The following is an 18,077-nucleotide window of genomic DNA, read 5'->3' as shown; positions in this document are numbered from 1 at the left end:
ATGCAAAGCAACTTGATTTAGTTATATGCTTAGCTAAAATGAACATCTAAAGTAAGACTCAATCAGCCCATCTGTAAAGATTTGGAAAACGCAACGTATCACAAAGTGAATAAAACGAAGCAAGTATCCATACCAGTTGTGCTGGCGACCATAGCAAGAGTGAACCACCTGATCCCTTCCCGAACTCAGAAGTGAAACCTCTTAGCGCTGATGGTAGTGTGGGGTTTCCCATGTGAGAGTAAGTCATCGCCAGCTCATTATTCTAAACACCCCCAACTTAACTGTTGGGGGTGTTTTTTTATGCAGAAATTAATCTGAAAAATGTAGGTAAGAAGTTAAGACAATAAAAAAGGACTCTATATAGGAGTCCTTTTTTATTATATTTAAGAAATATATCTAAGCAATAAGATTATATTTTTAGTTGTCTACGAGCATGTTTTAAAGCAGTGCGAAGACCTTCTTCTAGAGTTGGGTGATAAAAGGGTTTCTCTAAAATATCATTTAACGTTAAATTTTCGCCTATTATCCAGCTTAATAAATGAGCCATGTGTTCTGTTGCTTCTGTAAATAATTCAGCACCAAGAAGTTTCTGGCTTTCACGTTCTATATAAACCTCAATACCACCCTTATTTTTTCCAATGACGATAGCTCTGCCTTGTCGTTCATAAGAGGCTTCACCTGTAATAAAGTCTATACCGTTATCTTTTAATTGCTTATAACTTTGCCCGACGATCGCCATTTCTGGATGACTAAATACAATTCCTAATGGAGTAAGAGTCTTAACTGGTTGGATTTGTGGATAGTTCAAGCAGTTATGAACAATTTTTTTGCCCTCATGTGCAGCTTCATGCTGTAATGGTGTTGAGGTATAAGCATCACCGATAACAAAAATTGGGTATGTATCTAATTGCTTGGTTTTTGCATTTATAGGTAATAACTTAATATCCTTAAAAGAAGTATCAATATTTTCTAGTTTTAAGGTATCAAGTAAACTTGTACGGCCTGTTGCAGCTAAAACATATTCAACTTTGAGAATTTTCTCTTTTTCTTCAAACGTATAATTTAATATAACTTCATTAGAACTACACTTAACTTCACTTGGTAAAGTTTCGAATAGAATTTTTAGCTCTTCGCCTAGTTCGTTTTGTGCAAGTTGTTGAAGCCTAGAACTAGTCAGTATACCAATTCGCTTACTGCGAGCAAAAATCGTGGTTTCTACGCCTAAACGGTGCATAGCTTGAGCAATTTCAAGGGCAATCACACCACTACCAATGATGGCAATAGATTTAGGCAGTGTTTTTAATTCGAATATTTGATCTGTTGTTATAAGCCGATTTCCAAGTTCTTTTTGCCAAGTTTGCTCATAATTAGGAGTTGAACCTACAGCTAGAATAAAACTTTTTGCTTGGTACTGTTGCCCATTAACCTCTACAGTTTGTGCATCAATAAAATGGGCTTTACCAGAAATTTTATGTTCAGTTGGCCATTGCTCTACATCTTTTAAAGTGGCTTGTGTAAAGCGATCACGTAAAGTTTGTACATGTTTCATGACCTGATCAGTATTAATTTTTGCAGATACGTCCAAAGCAACCTCTTGAGCATTTTGAATGTCAAACATACGGTTTGCTGTAGAGATGAGGACTTTACTTGGCATGCAACCTACACGAGCACAGGTGGTATCCCATGGGCCATCATTTATAATTAAAATATTATTAGTATATTTAACGGCTTCTTTATATGCGCTAATACCAGCAGTACCTGCGCCAATGATAATAATATCGAACATTGTCATTAAGCTATTTTAATAGATATTTAGAATATATAGAAAAACCCTCTTAACAGAGGGTTTAGTCTTAATTATTTAACTTTAATATGTAAAATTTTGCATAAAAGGTGTTTTTAAGATTGTTGAAACAGTCCCATTTTGATTAATAGACTGACCTTCAATGTTTACCCCATTAATAACATGCTTAAAGTCTAATGTAGTTCCGTTCAAGCTTTGTTTGAAAGTAAAAATATTTTGTCCTTCTAAATAAATACTGCCATTAAATTTCTGTGCATTCGTTGTTGGCGATTCATTTTCAACGCGACTTCCTTCAAGACCAGTAATACTCGGCAAGCTTAATACTTGGTGATTACCAGCTTTTACTTTGTATGTCGCATTGTTTGTATTGCCAGGAGTAGAGTTCACAACAAATGAAATTGGCTCTGCAAAAGGAACATTAGGGTTATCATTAATAAGTACGTTGAAACCAGAACCACCTTGAACTACGTAGAGATCACCATCAATTGATGTGTTATCTTTATATACACTCATTGCACCAGTAGTAATTTCTTTTTCAGTAGGTTGGCCTGTATCAGGATCTTGCACAATAGTAGTTGTAGTGATTTTATAATCACTTGTGGCAGAGTTAATTAATACGAATCTTTTTTGCTTGGTTTGTTCTAGTCCCCATGACTGTTGGAATGGATATGCAAAGGCCCCAGTAATTGTTACATCTTGGAAGTTTTTATCATTATTTTCATTTTGAAAAATATAAATTCTGGTATTTGATTGATAATCCTCTAAATTTGGAGAGATATTGTCGTTTGCCAGTTTAATATTTTTTAAATCATCTGCTGTAATATCGAAGTCCCAATCGTTATAACCAGGGAGCAAGGTTTTAATTTCTTCACCTTTAAATACGTAGCAGGCACGGTAGTCTGTAGTGCTCTTAATAAAACATTTTTCACGATAGTGATCTGAGTACTTAGTAAGATCTACTTTGCGAATATCTAATGTTAACTTGAGTGGGCCTTGGGCGAAGGTATCTAATGCGTGGTCAATGTAGCCTTTTGATAACTTTTCATTATTAAGATCATATGCACCGAATAAATATTTTCCTTCTTGTTTTACACTATTTAAAACAGAAGTGGCCAACTCTTGATCTGTTGATGGTGTGGTTGGTGTTGTCGTAGAACCAGAATTTGAATTTTGGTTATAGTAGCCATCACCGCCACCTCCACCACAAGCTGTCAAAAAAGCAGCCAAAGTAATCCCACATACCCCATGAGTAAGTTTCATCATTGTCCCCAATTAAAATGATAAGTTATTTAAAATAATTTTTTAGATTTATAAAATAACATATATTTCATGAGGTTGCTCATTATATTTATGAGGCAGCTAGCTAATTAAAGTTGTGTACCCATACTTACACCTACAGTAGGCCGTACCTGCATTGATGAACATGCTGTAAGAATTAAACAGCTTAAAAGTACGAATATAAATTTATTCATAAAAATTAATAAATGATTCAAAAAAGATTTAAATACTTTAGACCAATATTATTTTTAGTTCTGTTGAATTCGTGCAGAGATATGCAAAATAAGTTATCAAAAAACCCTATTTAAAAGAGGAAATAGGGTTCTATGGAATATTAATTTCTTAAAATTAGTCGTCTAATAAATCCATTTGTTTTGCTAATTGATATAGATTGTTCGAACGGTTTCCTGTACGGCAGAACATAAGCACAGGTTTTGGCAACTCATTGTAATGATTTGCGAAAGTACGTACATCAAGTTCTGTAATCTGCCCAGCTACAACAGGTTGATAAACGTAGTCTAGACCTACTTGGCGTGCTGCTTCTTCAATTTGAGCACTTGTAGGTTGTTCAGGGCCGCCTTCCATATCTGGTCGATTATTAATAATCGATTTAAATCCTTTTTCTACAACTTGGCCAACATGCTCTGGACCAATTTGACCTGCGAAACCAACATTATCTGACATTTCGTCACTCCAAAATTTAACAAAACCTCTTATGCTGTATCATAGCATTAAGCTTAACCTGAGATACAAGACACTCGTGTGTTGTTCTGACTAAGAAAAGTTATGTCTTATAGCTGAGCTGTAAATTTTAAAAATGATCATTAAGCTATTTTAAAATTGGTTATTCATATTCTATTTCAACGGAGCACATATGCACGCTTATATGGTTGAGCCTTTATATGTTCCATGTGGTCAGGAAACGATCGCAGCTGATTTTTATATTCCAAAAACAAATAAGAAATCTGCCGTTATAATTATGGCCCATGGTTTTGCTGCGTTGCGTCAATTTAAATTAGTTCAATATGCACAGCGATTTGCACAGGCGGGCTATGCTGTTATTTTGTTTGACTATCGATATTGGGGTGGGAGCACTGGCAAGCCAAGAGAAATGGTCTCCATCAATTCACAGTTGGAAGATTGGAAAACAGTTATTCAATATGCTTCCACCTGTAAGCTGATAGATAACCGAAGAATCGTGCTATGGGGAACTTCTTTAAGTGGCGGATATGCGCTAAGCCTAGCTTCTGAATTGAAGAATATTCAGGCAATTTTAGTACAAATTCCTTATGTAGATGGAGCTGAAACTGCCAAGCTCTATCCTTTACAACGCTATCCTCAAGCATTGAAGTTATCGAGTCAGGACTATATGGGATCAAAAATGGGGCTTAATCCCAAAAGATTACCTGTCGTCGATCAACATAATTTATGCTTTATGCCAACAGCAGATAGTTATTATGGCTATCTATCAATTGTAAATCCTGATTATTATTGGAGTGGAGAAGTCCCAGCTCGTGTCTTTTTTAATTTGATGCGATACCGTCCGATTCAGGTTGTGCGCCAGATTAATATTCCAGTTTTATTTATTGCGGCCCAAAAAGATTCCCTTATTCCTATTGAGTCCAGTCGTGAAGCTGCGACAAATATTGCGCCTTTTGTGAGTTATCATGAGTGGGATATGAAACATTTTGATATCTATCACGGTTCATGGTTTGAAAAAGCAGTGATAACCCAATTAGAATTTTTACATCAGCATATAGGAGTGGTGTAAATGATTATTGTATGTGCATCGTGCGGTGCAAAAAACCGAGTTCCAGAAGAAAAACTTCCTGAGCAACCAAGCTGTGGGCAATGTCATCAGCCATTAATACCGCTTGCGCCTATTGAACTAAATGAGCAAAATTTTAGTAACTACATCACGAATAGTGATCTACCTATTTTCATTGACTTATGGGCAGAATGGTGCGGACCTTGTAAAATGATGGCACCACATTTTGCGCAGGTCGCAGAACAAAATCCAGGCGTTATTTTTGCCAAGATTAATACCGAAGAATCTCCTCGCTTAAGCCAAGCTTTTCATGTGAGAAGTATTCCGACACTTGTCTTAATGAACAAAACGACAGAGGTTGCGCGTATTAGCGGCGCATTACGTGCGCCTGAATTGCAGCAGTGGCTCGATCAACAACTTCAAACGAATTTCGGGAGCTAAGGTGTCAGAAGCTTATACCAAACCAGAAGGAATTTTATCCTTACAAACGATTGCCATGCCAGCAGATACAAACTGGAGTGGTGATGTATTTGGTGGATGGATTGTGTCACAAATGGACTTAGCTGGAGCAATTCACGCAGAGCGTTTCAGTCGTGGCCGCTGTGCTACGATTTCCATTAATCAAATGACCTTTTTGGTTCCGGTAAAAGTTGGCTTTGTCATTAGCTGCTATACCAAAATCTTAAAAGTTGGAAATACTTCTATTCAGATGCAAATTGAAGTTTGGGATAGTCATGATGACTCTCGTGAGCCAATACGTATTACTGAAGGAGTCTTTACCTTTGTAGCAGTTGATGTAAAAGGTAATAAGCGTCAAATACCCGAAGAAGCGAGACAAAAGTTTTTAGAGACTCAATAAAACTTAGAAAGCCTGAATATCAGTATTCAGGCTTTAATCTTTAATTTAGACAAAGAATTTATTTTTAGAATTAAAACATCGTATTTGTATTTTTGCTTTGCTCAGGAATGTTTTGTATGACATCCCAATGTTCTACGATTTTTCCATTTTCGACACGAAATATATCAATAATTGCTCTTCCTCGATCTTTTTCATTTTCAGTAGAATGAACATGTAAAACGACAAGATTACCTTCAGCAATAGCACGTTTAATCTCATTTTTAGCTTGCGGATTCTTTTGGAACTTTTCAGTGAAGAAATTAACAAAAGGTGCTTTCCCATCTGGAACATTAGGATTGTGCTGAATATATTGTTGACCAATATAGCGGTCTGCATATTCTTTGACTTTATGTTTTAAAAAGACACCTTCATAAAAGTCGATCAAAATTTTTTTATTTTGAGCACTTACTTTATTGGTAGTTTCTGATTTGGTCGAAGTTATTTTACTGGTTTTAAGATTAGGTTCAGTCGCATGAGTCGTTATTGTTGTAAATATTAAACTCGTAAATAAAGAGGAAAGAATCAGTATTTTTTTCATTGTTGACCTCAAGATACAAAAATAATTTTTATATCTTGAGGCAAATAAAAATCTAAAAGTACTTTAGATTAGTTGTTATTTCTTACGTTTCGGTAACCATGCCCAAAGCATTTGGCACTGGATTGGTTCATTGCCTGCATCATCAATGACAGTAACTGGAATCACAAGTTCACCTTTTTCATTATCCGCAATAAACTTTTGCTGTTCAGCAGATAACGTTGCCGTAGCAGTCAAACCACCTTCAACTACTTTTAAATAATCAACATGTAATGATTTGATTAATAAAATGCGGTTATCAGGAATGTGTAAACCGGTTAGAAAACCTGTTGCAGTTTCTGCTAAAAGAGCCATAGCCGCAGCATGGACCCCTTTAATATGATTTTGCATATTTTTTTGGTTATCTAAACGGACAGTAACATGGTTTGAGTCTACTTCCAGATAGCGGATATTTGCTGTACCCACCATTGGCACGATACGACCAAACGCCTTGCTCCAAAGCGTGCTCCGAATACCTTTAGGGAATTTTGAAGTCGCTTTTACCAGTTTTGATAGACGATTGGATTGAGACATGGAATTACCTTAGCTTTGAATGTCACGACAAGAGATTAATCTTTAAAGTTATTAAACTGTAATGGCACACCGAATTGTTGTTCACGTAAAAAATTCATGACTTGTTGTAAAGTGTCACGTTTTTTATCCGTTACACGAATTTTGTCGCCTTGGATTGAAGATTGCACTTTAACGCCACTTTCTTTAATGGCTTTATTAATTTTTTTTGCAGTATCTGAGTCAAGCCCGTCTTTAAGTTTAATCACCTGTACAAAATTTTTACCTGAAGCAGCGGCTTTTTGTGGATCAAGTGCTTGTACATCAATTTTACGTTTATAAAAGTGATTTTCTAACATGTTGTAAACTTGTTCACACTGGAAATCACTTTCTGTACTGATTTTAATTTCTTTATTTTTTTCGTTTATTTCGACTGAAACATCATGACCACGGAAGTCAAAGCGTGTTGCAATCTCTTTTTGTGTGTTTTGTACGGCATGATTAACTTCAAATAACTCTAATTCAGAGACAATATCGAAAGAAGGCATAGTTTAGACCTTTACAAAGGGAAAGAATATTTGAGATGCTAAGAGGGTTTTCTTCATTTGCCAAGTGTTGTTTACATCAAAGGAGTGCACAATGATCCGTAAACAAGAAATTACAACATTTGAATTCCCAGAAAATGCTGTTATCTGGGATGTCCGTGATACAAATGCTTATGCAGAAGGGCATGTTAAAGGTGCGGTAAATCGCCCGATTAATGATTTGAATGCTGATATTTTGAACCAGGTCTCTGCGGGTCAGCCGATTTATATTTTATGTGGTGGTGGTAGCAAAGCTCCTCGTGCAGCCGAGAAACTAGAAGGATTGGATGCCTCGCGTGAATATGTCGTGCTGATGGGCGGGACACGTGCAGCTCGTGATGCTGGCTTGCCTCTAGAGCAGGGCGCATAAAAAAAAGCACCTTCGGGTGCTTTTTTATTGAGGTAAATTACTGTGGTTTGAAATATGGCTTTTTAGGTTTTACTTTTTTTTGGAATCGTTGAGGATTTAACTTTTGTAATAAATTGTCTGGTACTGGACAAGCTTCCCCTAACATCTGGGCAACTAAGATCTCACTGCATAGCGGAGCAAATAAGAATCCCTTAGAACCAAGAGCTGCAAAAGTAGCAATTCGGCTATGTTCCTGCATTTTTCCAACGAGAGGAAAATAATCTAAGCTTTGTGCCCGTATAGATGCACGACCTTGCCATGTAGAAGTTGCTGGTAACTTTTCTGCATAAGCAGGGAATACGCTGTGGATTAATTCAAAGTTATGCACATGGTCATCGGTAAGTACATCTTGATCTTCACGATTTGGGTAAAAAGACGCACCTAAAATTAACTGTGAAGCATCAAGTTGCACGCAATACCCACCATAGCTATAAGCCTCATTTAAAGACAAGGGAGCAAAAGTGTTATCAACCCAGCTCACTTGTCCGCGTATTGGTTTTAACTGTGGATAGCTTTCAAATAAAGCAGCACTTCCCCGAGCACAGCACACAACAACATGGTCTGCTTCAGCAATAACCTCATTACCAGCCTGCAATTGAACTTTATTTTCAAAAGGAACCAGTGCTGTAATATGGGCAACTTTTAGATCAATTAAAGGATGTTGCAAAATTTCATCACGTAGTTGATGTGGTGAAACAGAACCTGCTTCGGTCAGTGAAACACTTGAATATGCCGTTTCGAGTGAATTCGTTGAGTTGGTAACAACCTCAGTTGGATATTGATTTACAAGATCGAGGAGTTCGTCTGCATTTTTCAATGCGATTTGTTGTATTTGAAGTGGGCGGAATGCTTGAAAATTTTTATAAAAATTTAAGGCATGTTGCCAACTTAAAGTCATGAGATGTTCATGGCTTTGTTCAATTGGGCATAGTTTTGGATTAAGCAACGCCAAAGGGTTTCCAGAAGCGCCAGATAATGCTTCTGTTTGCTCATATAGGGTGACTTGATGCCCACGTGCTGCAAATGCCCACGCCGTAGTTAAACCTGCTATGCCGGCTCCAATGATTGCAATATGCTGCTGTTCTTTACCCAATGACTGAATTTGGTCTAATTGTGAGGATTCATCATCAGATTGAGGTGGATTCCAGATTGCTTTGAGCATTTCCCGTTTATGTCGAAAACCACGTGGACGAGAAATACTAATACCATGCGCTTTTAGTCCACGTTTTAAAACTCCCGCGACACTAAAAGAGGAAAATGTACTGCCATAGTCAGAAAGACGGACAATATGATTTAAAACGTTTTGTTCCCATAGCTCTGGATTGCAAGAGGGCGCAAAGCCATCTAAAAACCAAGCATTTATTGCTTTAGTTTTAGCCATGCTTGGGAAAATATCTTGTGCATCTCCTAGCCATAGGTCGATGCTAAAACGCTCGTTAGGAAAAGTTAAACGATGACACCCAGCAATTGGCAGTGGATATTGTTCAATTAACTGATCTGCAAGTGGTTTAAGCTCATCCCAGACATTTAAAGCACGAATAAGGTCGGCTTTACTTAATGGAAATTTTTCAACACTCATTGCATGTAAATGGCTTTGATTGTCTGGACGGACTTGTTGCCAAAGTTGCCAGAGTGCAAGAATGTTTAAACCCGTACCAAAACCGGTTTCTCCTACACTAAAATATTCAAAATCTTTTAGATTGGCTAAGCGTTCTGATAAGTCGTTACCATTTAGAAAAACATGTCGTGTTTCTAGTAGGCCATTATCTTTAGAGAAATAGACATCACCAAATTGTTTGGAAATGGGAACATCGATACCATCGATTAATTCCCAGTCCAGTTCTGCTGTTTGGATACGGTTTGATACATTCATTTGGTTTAATAGATTGCTTGGATTTACCACTGGCGTCGACGTTTTGTATGAATATAACTAGCGATAAAGAATCCTAGCAATACGCCACCAGCTAAGGTAACCGCACCATATAAAAACATTTGTGCGCTACGTTCGCTTTGTAAGACTTGAACCTGAACCGAGAGGCTATCATTTTTTAGCTGTAACTCTTGGTTCTGAGCGAGTGCTTCAAGATTGGCATGTTCTAACTGTTTTAAACGAGATGCCTGATCTTGAACCAAAGCTTTGATTTTCGCATCTTGCTGTTGTTTATTCTTTACGAGTTGTTCAGCTGTAAGTGGTTGAGTTGTAGCCGCTGTTTTTACTACATTTGCCGCTGTAGGTGTTGGTTTAGCGGCCTGAGTTGAAGGCACGCTTGGAGGAGGTGTTGCTGGTGTTGCAGCAGGTTCAACTGCTCCAGCAGTTGAACATATCAAACACAAGCCAAGAAAGCTTTTGATTGCAGGCTGCATGCGATTACCCTTTTGGAAATGCTTTATTAAATGGTTTTACATCAATGTGGGCATAAATGCCTTCTTTAAGAAATGGTTCTTCTTTTAACCATTCATCTAATGCTTCGCGACTGTCGAATTCAACAATCATGGTGCTGCCATAGAAACCTGCTTGAGGATCATTCGGGTCTTTTGGCATAGCTCCCGCTGTAACAAGACGGCCTTCATCATCAAGTTTTTGCAAACGTTCAATATGCTGAGGGCGTACTGCTAAGCGCTTCTCTAGAGTTCCTTCGTTATCGGTACAGCTTAGAACAAAAAAAGGCATGTAATCGTATCTCTATAATCAATCAGGAACCATTCTAAGCATCTGGTGACTTAAAATGTTTACGTAAAATAATGAACTGAATAATGATAAATGAAAACATCACAATCATGTCACCAAATGCAGTAAATTCACCCCAATATTTTCCACCATGAAATAAAAATGCAAAGAACACATGCAAACAAGACATCACTACAAACATGACTGCCCAAGCGAAGTTTAGATTTTTCCAACCTTTTTCACTTAATTCTAAAATAGGATCAAATAAACGTCGTATGAGTGGTTTACGGTCTTTACCAAACCAAGGTGAAACCAAGAATGCACCTGCAAAAACCAAATTTAAAATTGCAGCTTTCAGACGAATATAGAAATCATCACTTAACATGAGGGTGATGCCACCAAAAATCACAGTCATAAACAATACAAACCACTGTTGTTTATCTAGACGGAATTTTTGGAAAACAAATAGGGCACCATATACCACAAGCATTGAAATAATTAGACCAGTAGTTGCTACAAGAATATTATTATTATCGGCACCACCAGCAGACCCGATCAGTTTAAGTAAAGGATGCTGTGTGTCGGTTGGGTCAACTGTTTTATATAAATAGAAGAAAATAATTAATGGAACAAAGTCCAGAAGTGCTTTCATGTTAGAGTATCTGATCAGGTTTGGTGAATGGCATAGTATAAAAGATGCAAGGCATAGATTTACATACACATAGCAATATTTCTGATGGAACTTTGTCTCCGGAATTATTGGTGCAAGCTGCTATAGATGTGAATTTGCATACTTTGGCTTTAACTGACCACGATACAATGGATGGTTTGCAGCGAGCTAGAATTGCTGCACAAGGTCATGATTTAAAAATCATTTCTGGTACAGAGATTTCAAGTCAGTGGTCGCGTCCAACAACCAAAAAGAGTTATGGCGTGCATATCGTTGCTTTAAACATGCAAGATGAAGCGCCAATTTTAGAAGCATTAGAACAACAAAAAAGGGTACGAGCGCAAAGAGCTAAAGTCATTTGTGATTTATTAGAAAAATGTATTGGTTTTCAGATTTATGAAGATGTTCTTGCCAAAGTAGAAGATCAGGCAGATCGAATCACCAGAACACACATTGCTAAAACATTGGTCGAAAAGAATGTAGTAACCCGTCCTCAACAAGCATTTGATCGTTTCTTAAAAGAGGGAAGACGTGCCTTTGTAAAGTTTGAAGGATTAGGATTAAAAGAAACAATTGATGTAATTCATGAAAGTAAAGGGCTGGCGGTTTTAGCACATCCGACTCGTTATGATTTATCTGCAACCAATGTTCGATATTTAATTGAATTATTCGCAACCTCAGGTGGAGACGCAATTGAATTACCTCCCCCCATGGAAACGTTATCTACTCGCCAGATGGTTGACCGGATAATTGAGCAACATCAGCTGGCCGTATCGATTGGTAGTGATTTTCATGGTGAAAATATGCCATGGATTAAATTGGGGAATACACCTAAACCAACCGCTAATCAGCAAGGTGTTTGGGAGCGTTTTCTCTAAAATTTTACAGCAAGTTATTATCTTGAGCCTGAATTGGAGGAGGTGTAGGTTTGCCTAGTGTTCCTAAAAGTTCAATCTCGATATTACGGACCATTGCGTCTAAAGGTAAATCATTACTTTGAGTACCGAAAGGCTCTTCAATTTCTGAGCTGAGTGCATCAAGACCTAAGAATGTATATGCCAAAATTCCAACCAGTAAAGGGGTTGCTAAGCCAAGCAATGAACCCAGACTAAACGGCAACATAAAACAGAAAAAATAGACAGTGCGGTTGAGCAAAACTGAATAGGCAAATGGAATAGGCGTATTGGCGATTCGGTCACAGCCAGTTTGCACGACACTTAAATCTGAAACATTTTTATTCATCTGCGCATAGATGATGTCAGAGATTTCACCTTCTTTAAGTGCTTGTAATAATTCCCAGTGTATAAGGCTCAATGTGTACTGAGGGGCATTATTTTGCTGATAGAGTTGAGTAAGTGCCTGCTGGCTCATACCACTGGTTTGTATTAACTCTGTTGGGTTCGCAGTCTGACGACGTAAACGGTCACGTAACACGTTAGCAAAAACAATCACATGCTGAATGACACGTTCACGACGGGCCTGAGTCAAAATTCGGCAATCACGGTCAAAATGACGTGAAGTTGCAATTAAAACGCCCCATAATTTTCGGGCTTCCCACCAACGGTCATAACATGCAGTATTTTTAAATCCTAAAAAAATAGAAAGTACGACACCAATGAGAGTAAAGCCAACCAAAGGAATTTCTGGAAAGCGATAAAGATTGATATATTCCACGCCACCAATGATTGCCGAGATCAACATAACAAACCCTAAGGAGGGAAGAATTTTGGGTAAAATCGTCCCTCGCCAAGAGAATAAAACTTTGAAAATACTAGGTTGATCACGAACAATCATTTTATTTTAAGCATCACTATTTTTGTTTTGATCTTCTAGGCTTAGTTAAGCTTTGTCAATATTATTGAACTGATATTGGTGCAGGGTTGAGCAGTTGTTGTTCAGCAAATGAAAAGCTTCCTTCTGGTGAGATAATAAAATGATCTAAGAGACGTATTTCGACAAGTTGACAGGCATTTTCTAGTTGCTGGGTTAAGGCAATATCTTCGGCAGAAGGCTGCGCCAAACCAAATGGATGATTGTGTGCAATAACGAGCTGACAAGCATGTTGTTGTAAGGCGTAACGTAAGGTTTGATTGACCGAAACCGCACAATATTGCATTGAGCCAAAGAATAGCTTTTTAAAATGCAGCTTTCTTAATTCTGGGTCTAGACACAGCACGGCAAAGACTTCTTGTTTTTCACCTTTTAATTCATAGCGCAAATAATCTAAAACTAAATCAGAAGAATGAAGACTGAGATCATTTTTCTGAAAGTGATGATCGAGATAACGCCGTCCGAGTTCTTTGACTGCCAGTAATTGTGAATATTTTGTTGCTCCAATTCCATTAAATTGAGTTAATTCACTTAACGATGAATCAAATACTGCATTTAGGCTGCCAAAATGTTGAATGAGTAAACGTGATAATTCGACTGCTGAATGTTGCCTTGAACCTGAGCGAAGAAAAATCGCTAATAGCTCTGCATCAGAGAGACTTTGAGGGCCTTGTTGTAATAACCGTTCTCTTGGCCGCTCTTGTTCGGGCCAATTTTTAATAGAAGTATTCATATTCCCCAGCATAATTCGCTTAAAATTTTATTTTGTTTGCCCAATCAATCTTGGGTCTGCGCGTATTTAATGCTATTGTGAGCGCCACTGCAACAGTAAGGTATCCTGTTCGTGAGCTTTGATCTAAGTGTTATTCCTCATAAAAACATCGTTTTAGCTGTTACTGGCGGAATTGCTGCCTATAAAAGTGCCATCTTAGTCCGCCGCCTCAAAGATTATGGCTTTGATGTACGTGTGGTCATGACACATGGTGCCCAGGCATTTATTACTCCACTAACTTTTCAGGCTCTTTCTGGTAATCCTGTCCATACTGAACTTTTAGACCCTGCGGCTGAAGCTGGAATGGGACATATTGAATTAGCACGTTGGGCTGATTTATTACTGGTTGCGCCTGCAAGTTGCGATACTTTGGCAAAATTTGCGCATGGTTTAGCAGATGACTTGCTCAGTACAGTATTTTTGGCAACAAAATCTCCTGTATGGGTTGCACCTGCTATGAACCAGCAGATGTGGGCGGCCAAAGCGACACAACGAAATTTACAAACCTTGGTCGAAGATGGCGTGCATGTGATCATGCCGGATGCGGGTGAGCAGGCGTGTGGTGATGTTGGTTTAGGTCGAATGCCAGAACCAGAAGAAATTGCCAAGCAAGTGGCTGGTTATTTCCATCAGGCTCAACGTGCCATCGCTGAAAAATTTGGTTTGTTAGCTGGAAAGCGAGTGGTGATTACTGCTGGGCCAACGCGTGAAGCGATTGACCCTGTTCGTTATATCTCGAACCATAGTACTGGTAAAATGGGCTTTGCTTTAGCTGCTGCCTGTTATGCTGCTGGTGCACAAGTCACTCTGATTGCTGGACCTGTAAGTTTAGATACACCGAATGGTGTAAAAAGAGTAAATGTTGCCTCGGCACGACAAATGTTAGATATCAGTATGGACTCATTAGAGACAGGGTGTGATATCTTCATTGCAACGGCCGCAGTCGCAGACTATCGCGTAGCAGAAGTTGCCGAGCACAAAATTAAGAAAGCAGGGGATGAGTTGAATGTTTCCCTTGTAAAAAACCCAGATATTGTGGCAACCATTGCAGGTCAGGAAAAGCGTCCATTTATGGTGGGCTTTGCAGCTGAAACACAAAATGTTGAAGAATATGCGGCAGGAAAACTGGTTGCTAAAAAACTCGATATGATTGCGTGCAATGATGTGTCACGTGCAGACATTGGTTTTGCTTCTGATGAAAATGCGATGACGGTTTTCTTTGCTGAAAACTATCACATGAAAAAGCGTGAGTTAGAAAAAGCATCTAAACAAGAAATTTCTCAACAGTTGGTTGAAGCAATTTCGGATGCATTGCGCCGTAAATAATATGTTTTAAATAAAAAAACCGCGAATTAATCGCGGTTTTTTTATATGTCTTACTTTATCCAACTTAAGGAATGTCATCATCCAACTTAAGGAATGTCATCTTCAAATTCAGGTTTAACCTGAACGATGAAGTCCTGACGGTTAAGACCACGCCATAAGGCAAAAGCTGTACCGATATAAATTGAAGAGTAAGTACCTACAAAGACACCAACAAACATTGCGATAGAGAACCAGTGTAAGCCATCACCCCCTAAGAACATCATTGCTAGAACGACTAGCAATAAGGTCATTGATGTATGAATGGTACGACGTAAAGTCTCGGTTAATGCAATATCGACGATTTCACGAGGAGTCGCTCCGCGAATTTTACGGAAATTTTCACGGATACGATCTGACACTACAATGTTATCGTTAAGCGAGAAGCCAATAACAGCAAGTACCGCAGCTAAAACCGTAAGGTCAAACGGCCACTGGAATAATGCAAAAGCACCAATAATAATGATGATGTCGTGGAATAGAGACATTACGGCACCCATTGCGAGCTTAAACTCGAAACGGATCGTCACGTAGATCAACATTAAAATAAGTGCAAGAGCAACCGCACCAGCAGAACGAACATAAAGCTCGTTTCCTACTTGACCACCTACAGAGTCCACTTTATGAACTACTGCGGCATTGTTTGGTAATTGCACAGCCTTATTGATGGCATTATTAAGGTCTTCGACCTTAATATCTTGTACAGGCATGCGCACGATTAAGTCTTTATTACTACCTAACGTTTGCACTACAGCATCTTTAAAACCAGCTTTACCAAGTGCCTGAACGACTTCAGACTGATTTGCTGGTTGAGCATAGTTCAACTCGACAGAGACACCACCAGTAAAGTCCAAACCGAGGTTAAGACCTTTAGTCGCAATAAAGAAAATACTCGCCAATGTAATCAGGATCGAGAAGATTGCCGCAGGTTTAGCAATCTTCATGAACGGGATGATTTTTGCATCATCCGGACGAGTATATTGTTTTGATTCTTGTTGAGTCATTTTAGTCATCATCGATCTCCTTAAATGCTCAACTTTTTCAAGTTACGGCGTTTACCATAAATGATTTGTACAATTGCGCGAGTCACTGTAATTGAAGTAAACATCGAACACACAATACCAATCATTAATGTTACAGCGAAACCTTTAATTGTGCCTGAACCAATTGCAAATAAAATGAAAGCAACGAGGAACGTCGTTAAGTTAGAGTCAAAAATGGTGTTATAGGCTCGATCATAACCGGCCACAATGGCCTGCTTGGGCGAGGCTCCCCAGAGCATTTCTTCTCGAATACGTTCACAGATCAATACGTTAGAATCGACTGCCATACCAATGGTAATGACGATACCTGCAATACCCGGTAAGGTAAGGGAGGCTCCAATCCATGACATAACCGTTAAAATCATTGCCAAGTTAAACACAAGAGCAAAGTTAGCGATTAAACCGAATAGACGGAAGAAAACCACCATCCAGATTGCAACAAGCAAGAAGCCGATTTGAGTTGATAATACGCCTTTATCAATATTTTCTTGACCAAGACTTGGACCAACCACACGTTCTTCAACAAAATACATTGGCGCAGCCAAAGCACCTGCACGTAGCATTAATGCGAGTTCTGCTGCTTCTTGAGGAGAACTTAAACCGGTAATACGGAAAGTTGAACCTAAAACGGCTTGAACAGTTGCAGCATTGATGACTACAGATTCAGTGTATGGAGTACGAACTTCTGTTTGTGCACCAGTTTTAGGATCTGTGACATAAGTAATTTTTTGCTTATTCTCGATGAACAATACCGCCATGCGTTTACCAACAGCATTACGAGTTGCATCGGACATCAGCTTACCGCCAGCACTGTCGAGGGTAATATTTACCTCGGCACCACCAGAGTCTTGGCTAAAGCCAGAACTTGCATTTTGAACGCGCTCACCAGTCAAGATACGATTACGTTGCAACAAAAGTTGACGACCGCTATCTAAAGACTCATAAGCAAAAACTTCTGTGCCCGGAGGTAAAGGCTGACCATTATATTTACCTGTATATGGGTCAATATATTGATTATTTGAGTCAGAAACCAAGCGGAATTCGAGGTTTGCAGTACGGCCTAAAACACGTTTAGCTTCAGCTGTATCTTGTACACCCGGTAATTCAACAACAATACGGTTGCTACCCTGACTTTGTACCAATGCTTCTGCAACACCAAGTTCGTTAATACGATTACGTAATGTTGTTAAGTTTTGGTTTACCGCATATGACTGGATTTCTTGGCGACGTACATCAGTATAAGAAAGCTTTAAAGTAGAACCTGTAGAGCTTGCTAATGCCTGTTGGGTATATTCATTCCCATTACGACGTAGAAAATCCATTGCTGCATCACGGTCAGCATTGTCAGCAAATTGAACAGTGATTACATTGTTTGTTAATGCAAGACTATTAAATTTGATTTTGTTTTCACGGAACTGACGACGCAAATCGGTGGCAGAGGTTTCCATACGTTGGGCAACGGCTTTGTCCATATCTACTTCAAGCAAGAAGTGGACACCACCACGTAAGTCCAAACCAAGTTTCATTGGTTTTGCGCCAATCTTTTGCAGCCATTCCGGTGTGGTTGGTGCAAGGTTTAGGGCGACAACATATTGATCACCTAAGTCACGACGTAATACTTCTTTTGCTTTCAATTGCGCTTCAGAAGAGCTGACACGCAAGAGGGCAGCATTATTGGTAAAAGTATTATCGTGACTTGCAATATTTGCTGTTTTTAAAATTTGCTCTGCTTTTTGCACCACACTTTGATCAATTTGGGTACCAGCTTTGGCACCGGAAATTTGAACGGCGGGCTCATCCGGATATAGACTAGGCAGTGCGTATAATGTACTGACTACCAGAACAACCAGAATCAGTAAATATTTCCATGCAGGGTAACGCATTCGCTTTCTTCTTAAATGAAAAAG

At 38.7% G+C, this 18,077-nt stretch carries 20 protein-coding genes and 1 rRNA gene; 7 read left to right on the top strand and 14 right to left on the bottom strand.

What is annotated here, in order from left to right; translation table 11 throughout:
* The first annotated feature begins 140 nt into the window (after positions 1-140).
* Positions 141-255 (top strand): 5S ribosomal RNA (rrf, locus tag ACINWC141_RS07400).
* A 154-nt stretch (positions 256-409) separates the two neighbouring features.
* On the opposite strand, the gene ACINWC141_RS07395 is transcribed toward rrf, so the two are convergent.
* The 3 genes from ACINWC141_RS07395 to ACINWC141_RS07385 form a co-directional block, all read right to left on the bottom strand.
* Entirely contained in the window at positions 410-1,786 is a 1,377-nt protein-coding gene (locus ACINWC141_RS07395) for a dihydrolipoyl dehydrogenase (protein WP_009389364.1), read from the bottom strand.
* A gap of 81 nt (positions 1,787-1,867) precedes the next feature.
* Positions 1,868-3,064, bottom strand: a complete 1,197-nt coding sequence (locus ACINWC141_RS07390; RefSeq protein ID WP_009389307.1) for a hypothetical protein — start codon at positions 3,062-3,064, stop codon at positions 1,868-1,870.
* A gap of 366 nt (positions 3,065-3,430) precedes the next feature.
* Positions 3,431-3,766 (bottom strand): protein tyrosine phosphatase family protein, encoded by a 336-nt coding sequence (locus ACINWC141_RS07385; RefSeq protein WP_002116083.1) that lies wholly within the window; start codon positions 3,764-3,766, stop codon positions 3,431-3,433.
* A 190-nt stretch (positions 3,767-3,956) separates the two neighbouring features.
* Between ACINWC141_RS07385 and ACINWC141_RS07380 the strand changes: the two genes are divergently transcribed.
* From ACINWC141_RS07380 to ACINWC141_RS07370, 3 genes are read left to right on the top strand one after another with little or no spacing between them, the layout of a single operon-like run.
* Positions 3,957-4,853: an alpha/beta hydrolase gene (locus ACINWC141_RS07380; protein WP_009389655.1), complete on the top strand. Its 897-nt coding sequence runs from the start codon at positions 3,957-3,959 to the stop codon at positions 4,851-4,853.
* Positions 4,854-5,291, top strand: coding sequence for a thioredoxin TrxC (gene trxC / locus ACINWC141_RS07375; RefSeq protein WP_009389447.1), 438 nt, complete (start codon positions 4,854-4,856; stop codon positions 5,289-5,291).
* Position 5,292: 1 nt separating this feature from the next.
* Entirely contained in the window at positions 5,293-5,709 is a 417-nt protein-coding gene (locus tag ACINWC141_RS07370; protein WP_009389421.1) for an acyl-CoA thioesterase, read from the top strand.
* Between the two features lie 70 nt (positions 5,710-5,779).
* On the opposite strand, the gene ACINWC141_RS07365 is transcribed toward ACINWC141_RS07370, so the two are convergent.
* The 3 genes from ACINWC141_RS07365 to ACINWC141_RS07355 form a co-directional block, all read right to left on the bottom strand.
* Positions 5,780-6,286, bottom strand: a complete 507-nt coding sequence (locus ACINWC141_RS07365) for a nuclear transport factor 2 family protein (protein ID WP_009389638.1) — start codon at positions 6,284-6,286, stop codon at positions 5,780-5,782.
* Positions 6,287-6,361: 75 nt separating this feature from the next.
* The gene (locus ACINWC141_RS07360) at positions 6,362-6,856 is read right to left on the bottom strand and encodes a DUF4442 domain-containing protein (RefSeq protein ID WP_005804736.1); all 495 of its coding nucleotides are present in this window, start codon (positions 6,854-6,856) and stop codon (positions 6,362-6,364) included.
* 35 nt (positions 6,857-6,891) lie between these two features.
* Entirely contained in the window at positions 6,892-7,380 is a 489-nt protein-coding gene (locus ACINWC141_RS07355; RefSeq protein WP_004789065.1) for a YajQ family cyclic di-GMP-binding protein, read from the bottom strand.
* A 91-nt stretch (positions 7,381-7,471) separates the two neighbouring features.
* Here ACINWC141_RS07355 and ACINWC141_RS07350 point away from each other — a divergent pair, with 91 nt between their 5' ends.
* Positions 7,472-7,786, top strand: coding sequence for a rhodanese-like domain-containing protein (locus ACINWC141_RS07350; RefSeq protein ID WP_002116171.1), 315 nt, complete (start codon positions 7,472-7,474; stop codon positions 7,784-7,786).
* A gap of 37 nt (positions 7,787-7,823) precedes the next feature.
* On the opposite strand, the gene mnmC is transcribed toward ACINWC141_RS07350, so the two are convergent.
* The 4 genes from mnmC to ACINWC141_RS07330 are packed head-to-tail and all read right to left on the bottom strand — an operon-like array spanning position 7,824 to position 11,145.
* Entirely contained in the window at positions 7,824-9,698 is a 1,875-nt protein-coding gene (gene mnmC, locus ACINWC141_RS07345; RefSeq protein WP_009389659.1) for a bifunctional tRNA (5-methylaminomethyl-2-thiouridine)(34)-methyltransferase MnmC2/FAD-dependent 5-carboxymethylaminomethyl-2-thiouridine(34) oxidoreductase MnmC1, read from the bottom strand.
* Positions 9,699-9,721: 23 nt separating this feature from the next.
* The gene (locus ACINWC141_RS07340) at positions 9,722-10,189 is read right to left on the bottom strand and encodes an SH3 domain-containing protein (protein ID WP_009389340.1); all 468 of its coding nucleotides are present in this window, start codon (positions 10,187-10,189) and stop codon (positions 9,722-9,724) included.
* Positions 10,190-10,193: 4 nt separating this feature from the next.
* Positions 10,194-10,496 (bottom strand): YciI family protein, encoded by a 303-nt coding sequence (locus ACINWC141_RS07335; RefSeq protein ID WP_005309522.1) that lies wholly within the window; start codon positions 10,494-10,496, stop codon positions 10,194-10,196.
* Positions 10,497-10,530: 34 nt separating this feature from the next.
* Positions 10,531-11,145: a septation protein IspZ gene (locus ACINWC141_RS07330; RefSeq protein WP_009389327.1), complete on the bottom strand. Its 615-nt coding sequence runs from the start codon at positions 11,143-11,145 to the stop codon at positions 10,531-10,533.
* 44 nt (positions 11,146-11,189) lie between these two features.
* Between ACINWC141_RS07330 and ACINWC141_RS07325 the strand changes: the two genes are divergently transcribed.
* Positions 11,190-12,041, top strand: a complete 852-nt coding sequence (locus ACINWC141_RS07325; protein ID WP_009389503.1) for a PHP domain-containing protein — start codon at positions 11,190-11,192, stop codon at positions 12,039-12,041.
* A gap of 4 nt (positions 12,042-12,045) precedes the next feature.
* Here the strand turns inward: ACINWC141_RS07325 and ACINWC141_RS07320 are convergent, their stop codons facing one another.
* Positions 12,046-12,957 (bottom strand): bestrophin family protein, encoded by a 912-nt coding sequence (locus ACINWC141_RS07320; protein ID WP_034677927.1) that lies wholly within the window; start codon positions 12,955-12,957, stop codon positions 12,046-12,048.
* A gap of 61 nt (positions 12,958-13,018) precedes the next feature.
* Complete coding sequence (radC, locus tag ACINWC141_RS07315; RefSeq protein WP_081400046.1) at positions 13,019-13,738, bottom strand: RadC family protein; 720 nt, start codon at positions 13,736-13,738, stop codon at positions 13,019-13,021.
* Positions 13,739-13,837: 99 nt separating this feature from the next.
* Here radC and coaBC point away from each other — a divergent pair, with 99 nt between their 5' ends.
* A complete protein-coding gene (coaBC, locus tag ACINWC141_RS07310; RefSeq protein WP_009389455.1) occupies positions 13,838-15,091 on the top strand; it encodes a bifunctional phosphopantothenoylcysteine decarboxylase/phosphopantothenate--cysteine ligase CoaBC in 1,254 nt (417 codons plus the stop codon).
* An 86-nt stretch (positions 15,092-15,177) separates the two neighbouring features.
* Here the strand turns inward: coaBC and secF are convergent, their stop codons facing one another.
* Both secF and secD read right to left on the bottom strand, forming a co-directional pair.
* The gene (gene secF, locus ACINWC141_RS07305) at positions 15,178-16,143 is read right to left on the bottom strand and encodes a protein translocase subunit SecF (RefSeq protein ID WP_009389498.1); all 966 of its coding nucleotides are present in this window, start codon (positions 16,141-16,143) and stop codon (positions 15,178-15,180) included.
* A gap of 8 nt (positions 16,144-16,151) precedes the next feature.
* Positions 16,152-18,053 (bottom strand): protein translocase subunit SecD, encoded by a 1,902-nt coding sequence (secD, locus tag ACINWC141_RS07300; protein ID WP_009389460.1) that lies wholly within the window; start codon positions 18,051-18,053, stop codon positions 16,152-16,154.
* Positions 18,054-18,077 lie beyond the last annotated feature (24 nt).

It is taken from the genome of Acinetobacter sp. WC-141 (genome assembly GCF_000313935.1).
In the GTDB taxonomy this organism is placed as follows: domain Bacteria; phylum Pseudomonadota; class Gammaproteobacteria; order Pseudomonadales; family Moraxellaceae; genus Acinetobacter.
This window is presented reverse-complemented; position numbering and strand designations above follow the sequence as displayed.

Bases quoted from the DNA above. Each gene is read 5' to 3' on its own strand.
- ACINWC141_RS07395 (WP_009389364.1), bottom strand. From the start codon at position 1,786: ATGTTCGATATTATTATCATTGGCGCAGGTACTGCTGGTATTAGCGCA.
- ACINWC141_RS07390 (WP_009389307.1), bottom strand. From the start codon at position 3,064: ATGAAACTTACTCATGGGGTATGTGGGATTACTTTGGCTGCTTTTTTG.
- ACINWC141_RS07385 (WP_002116083.1), bottom strand. From the start codon at position 3,766: ATGTCAGATAATGTTGGTTTCGCAGGTCAAATTGGTCCAGAGCATGTT.
- ACINWC141_RS07380 (WP_009389655.1), top strand. From the start codon at position 3,957: ATGCACGCTTATATGGTTGAGCCTTTATATGTTCCATGTGGTCAGGAA.
- trxC (WP_009389447.1), top strand. From the start codon at position 4,854: ATGATTATTGTATGTGCATCGTGCGGTGCAAAAAACCGAGTTCCAGAA.
- ACINWC141_RS07365 (WP_009389638.1), bottom strand. From the start codon at position 6,286: ATGAAAAAAATACTGATTCTTTCCTCTTTATTTACGAGTTTAATATTT.
- ACINWC141_RS07360 (WP_005804736.1), bottom strand. From the start codon at position 6,856: ATGTCTCAATCCAATCGTCTATCAAAACTGGTAAAAGCGACTTCAAAA.
- ACINWC141_RS07355 (WP_004789065.1), bottom strand. From the start codon at position 7,380: ATGCCTTCTTTCGATATTGTCTCTGAATTAGAGTTATTTGAAGTTAAT.
- ACINWC141_RS07350 (WP_002116171.1), top strand. From the start codon at position 7,472: ATGATCCGTAAACAAGAAATTACAACATTTGAATTCCCAGAAAATGCT.
- mnmC (WP_009389659.1), bottom strand. From the start codon at position 9,698: ATGAATGTATCAAACCGTATCCAAACAGCAGAACTGGACTGGGAATTA.
- ACINWC141_RS07340 (WP_009389340.1), bottom strand. From the start codon at position 10,189: ATGCAGCCTGCAATCAAAAGCTTTCTTGGCTTGTGTTTGATATGTTCA.
- ACINWC141_RS07335 (WP_005309522.1), bottom strand. From the start codon at position 10,496: ATGCCTTTTTTTGTTCTAAGCTGTACCGATAACGAAGGAACTCTAGAG.
- ACINWC141_RS07330 (WP_009389327.1), bottom strand. From the start codon at position 11,145: ATGAAAGCACTTCTGGACTTTGTTCCATTAATTATTTTCTTCTATTTA.
- ACINWC141_RS07325 (WP_009389503.1), top strand. From the start codon at position 11,190: ATGCAAGGCATAGATTTACATACACATAGCAATATTTCTGATGGAACT.
- ACINWC141_RS07320 (WP_034677927.1), bottom strand. From the start codon at position 12,957: ATGATTGTTCGTGATCAACCTAGTATTTTCAAAGTTTTATTCTCTTGG.
- radC (WP_081400046.1), bottom strand. From the start codon at position 13,738: ATGCTGGGGAATATGAATACTTCTATTAAAAATTGGCCCGAACAAGAG.
- secF (WP_009389498.1), bottom strand. From the start codon at position 16,143: ATGATGACTAAAATGACTCAACAAGAATCAAAACAATATACTCGTCCG.
- secD (WP_009389460.1), bottom strand. From the start codon at position 18,053: ATGCGTTACCCTGCATGGAAATATTTACTGATTCTGGTTGTTCTGGTA.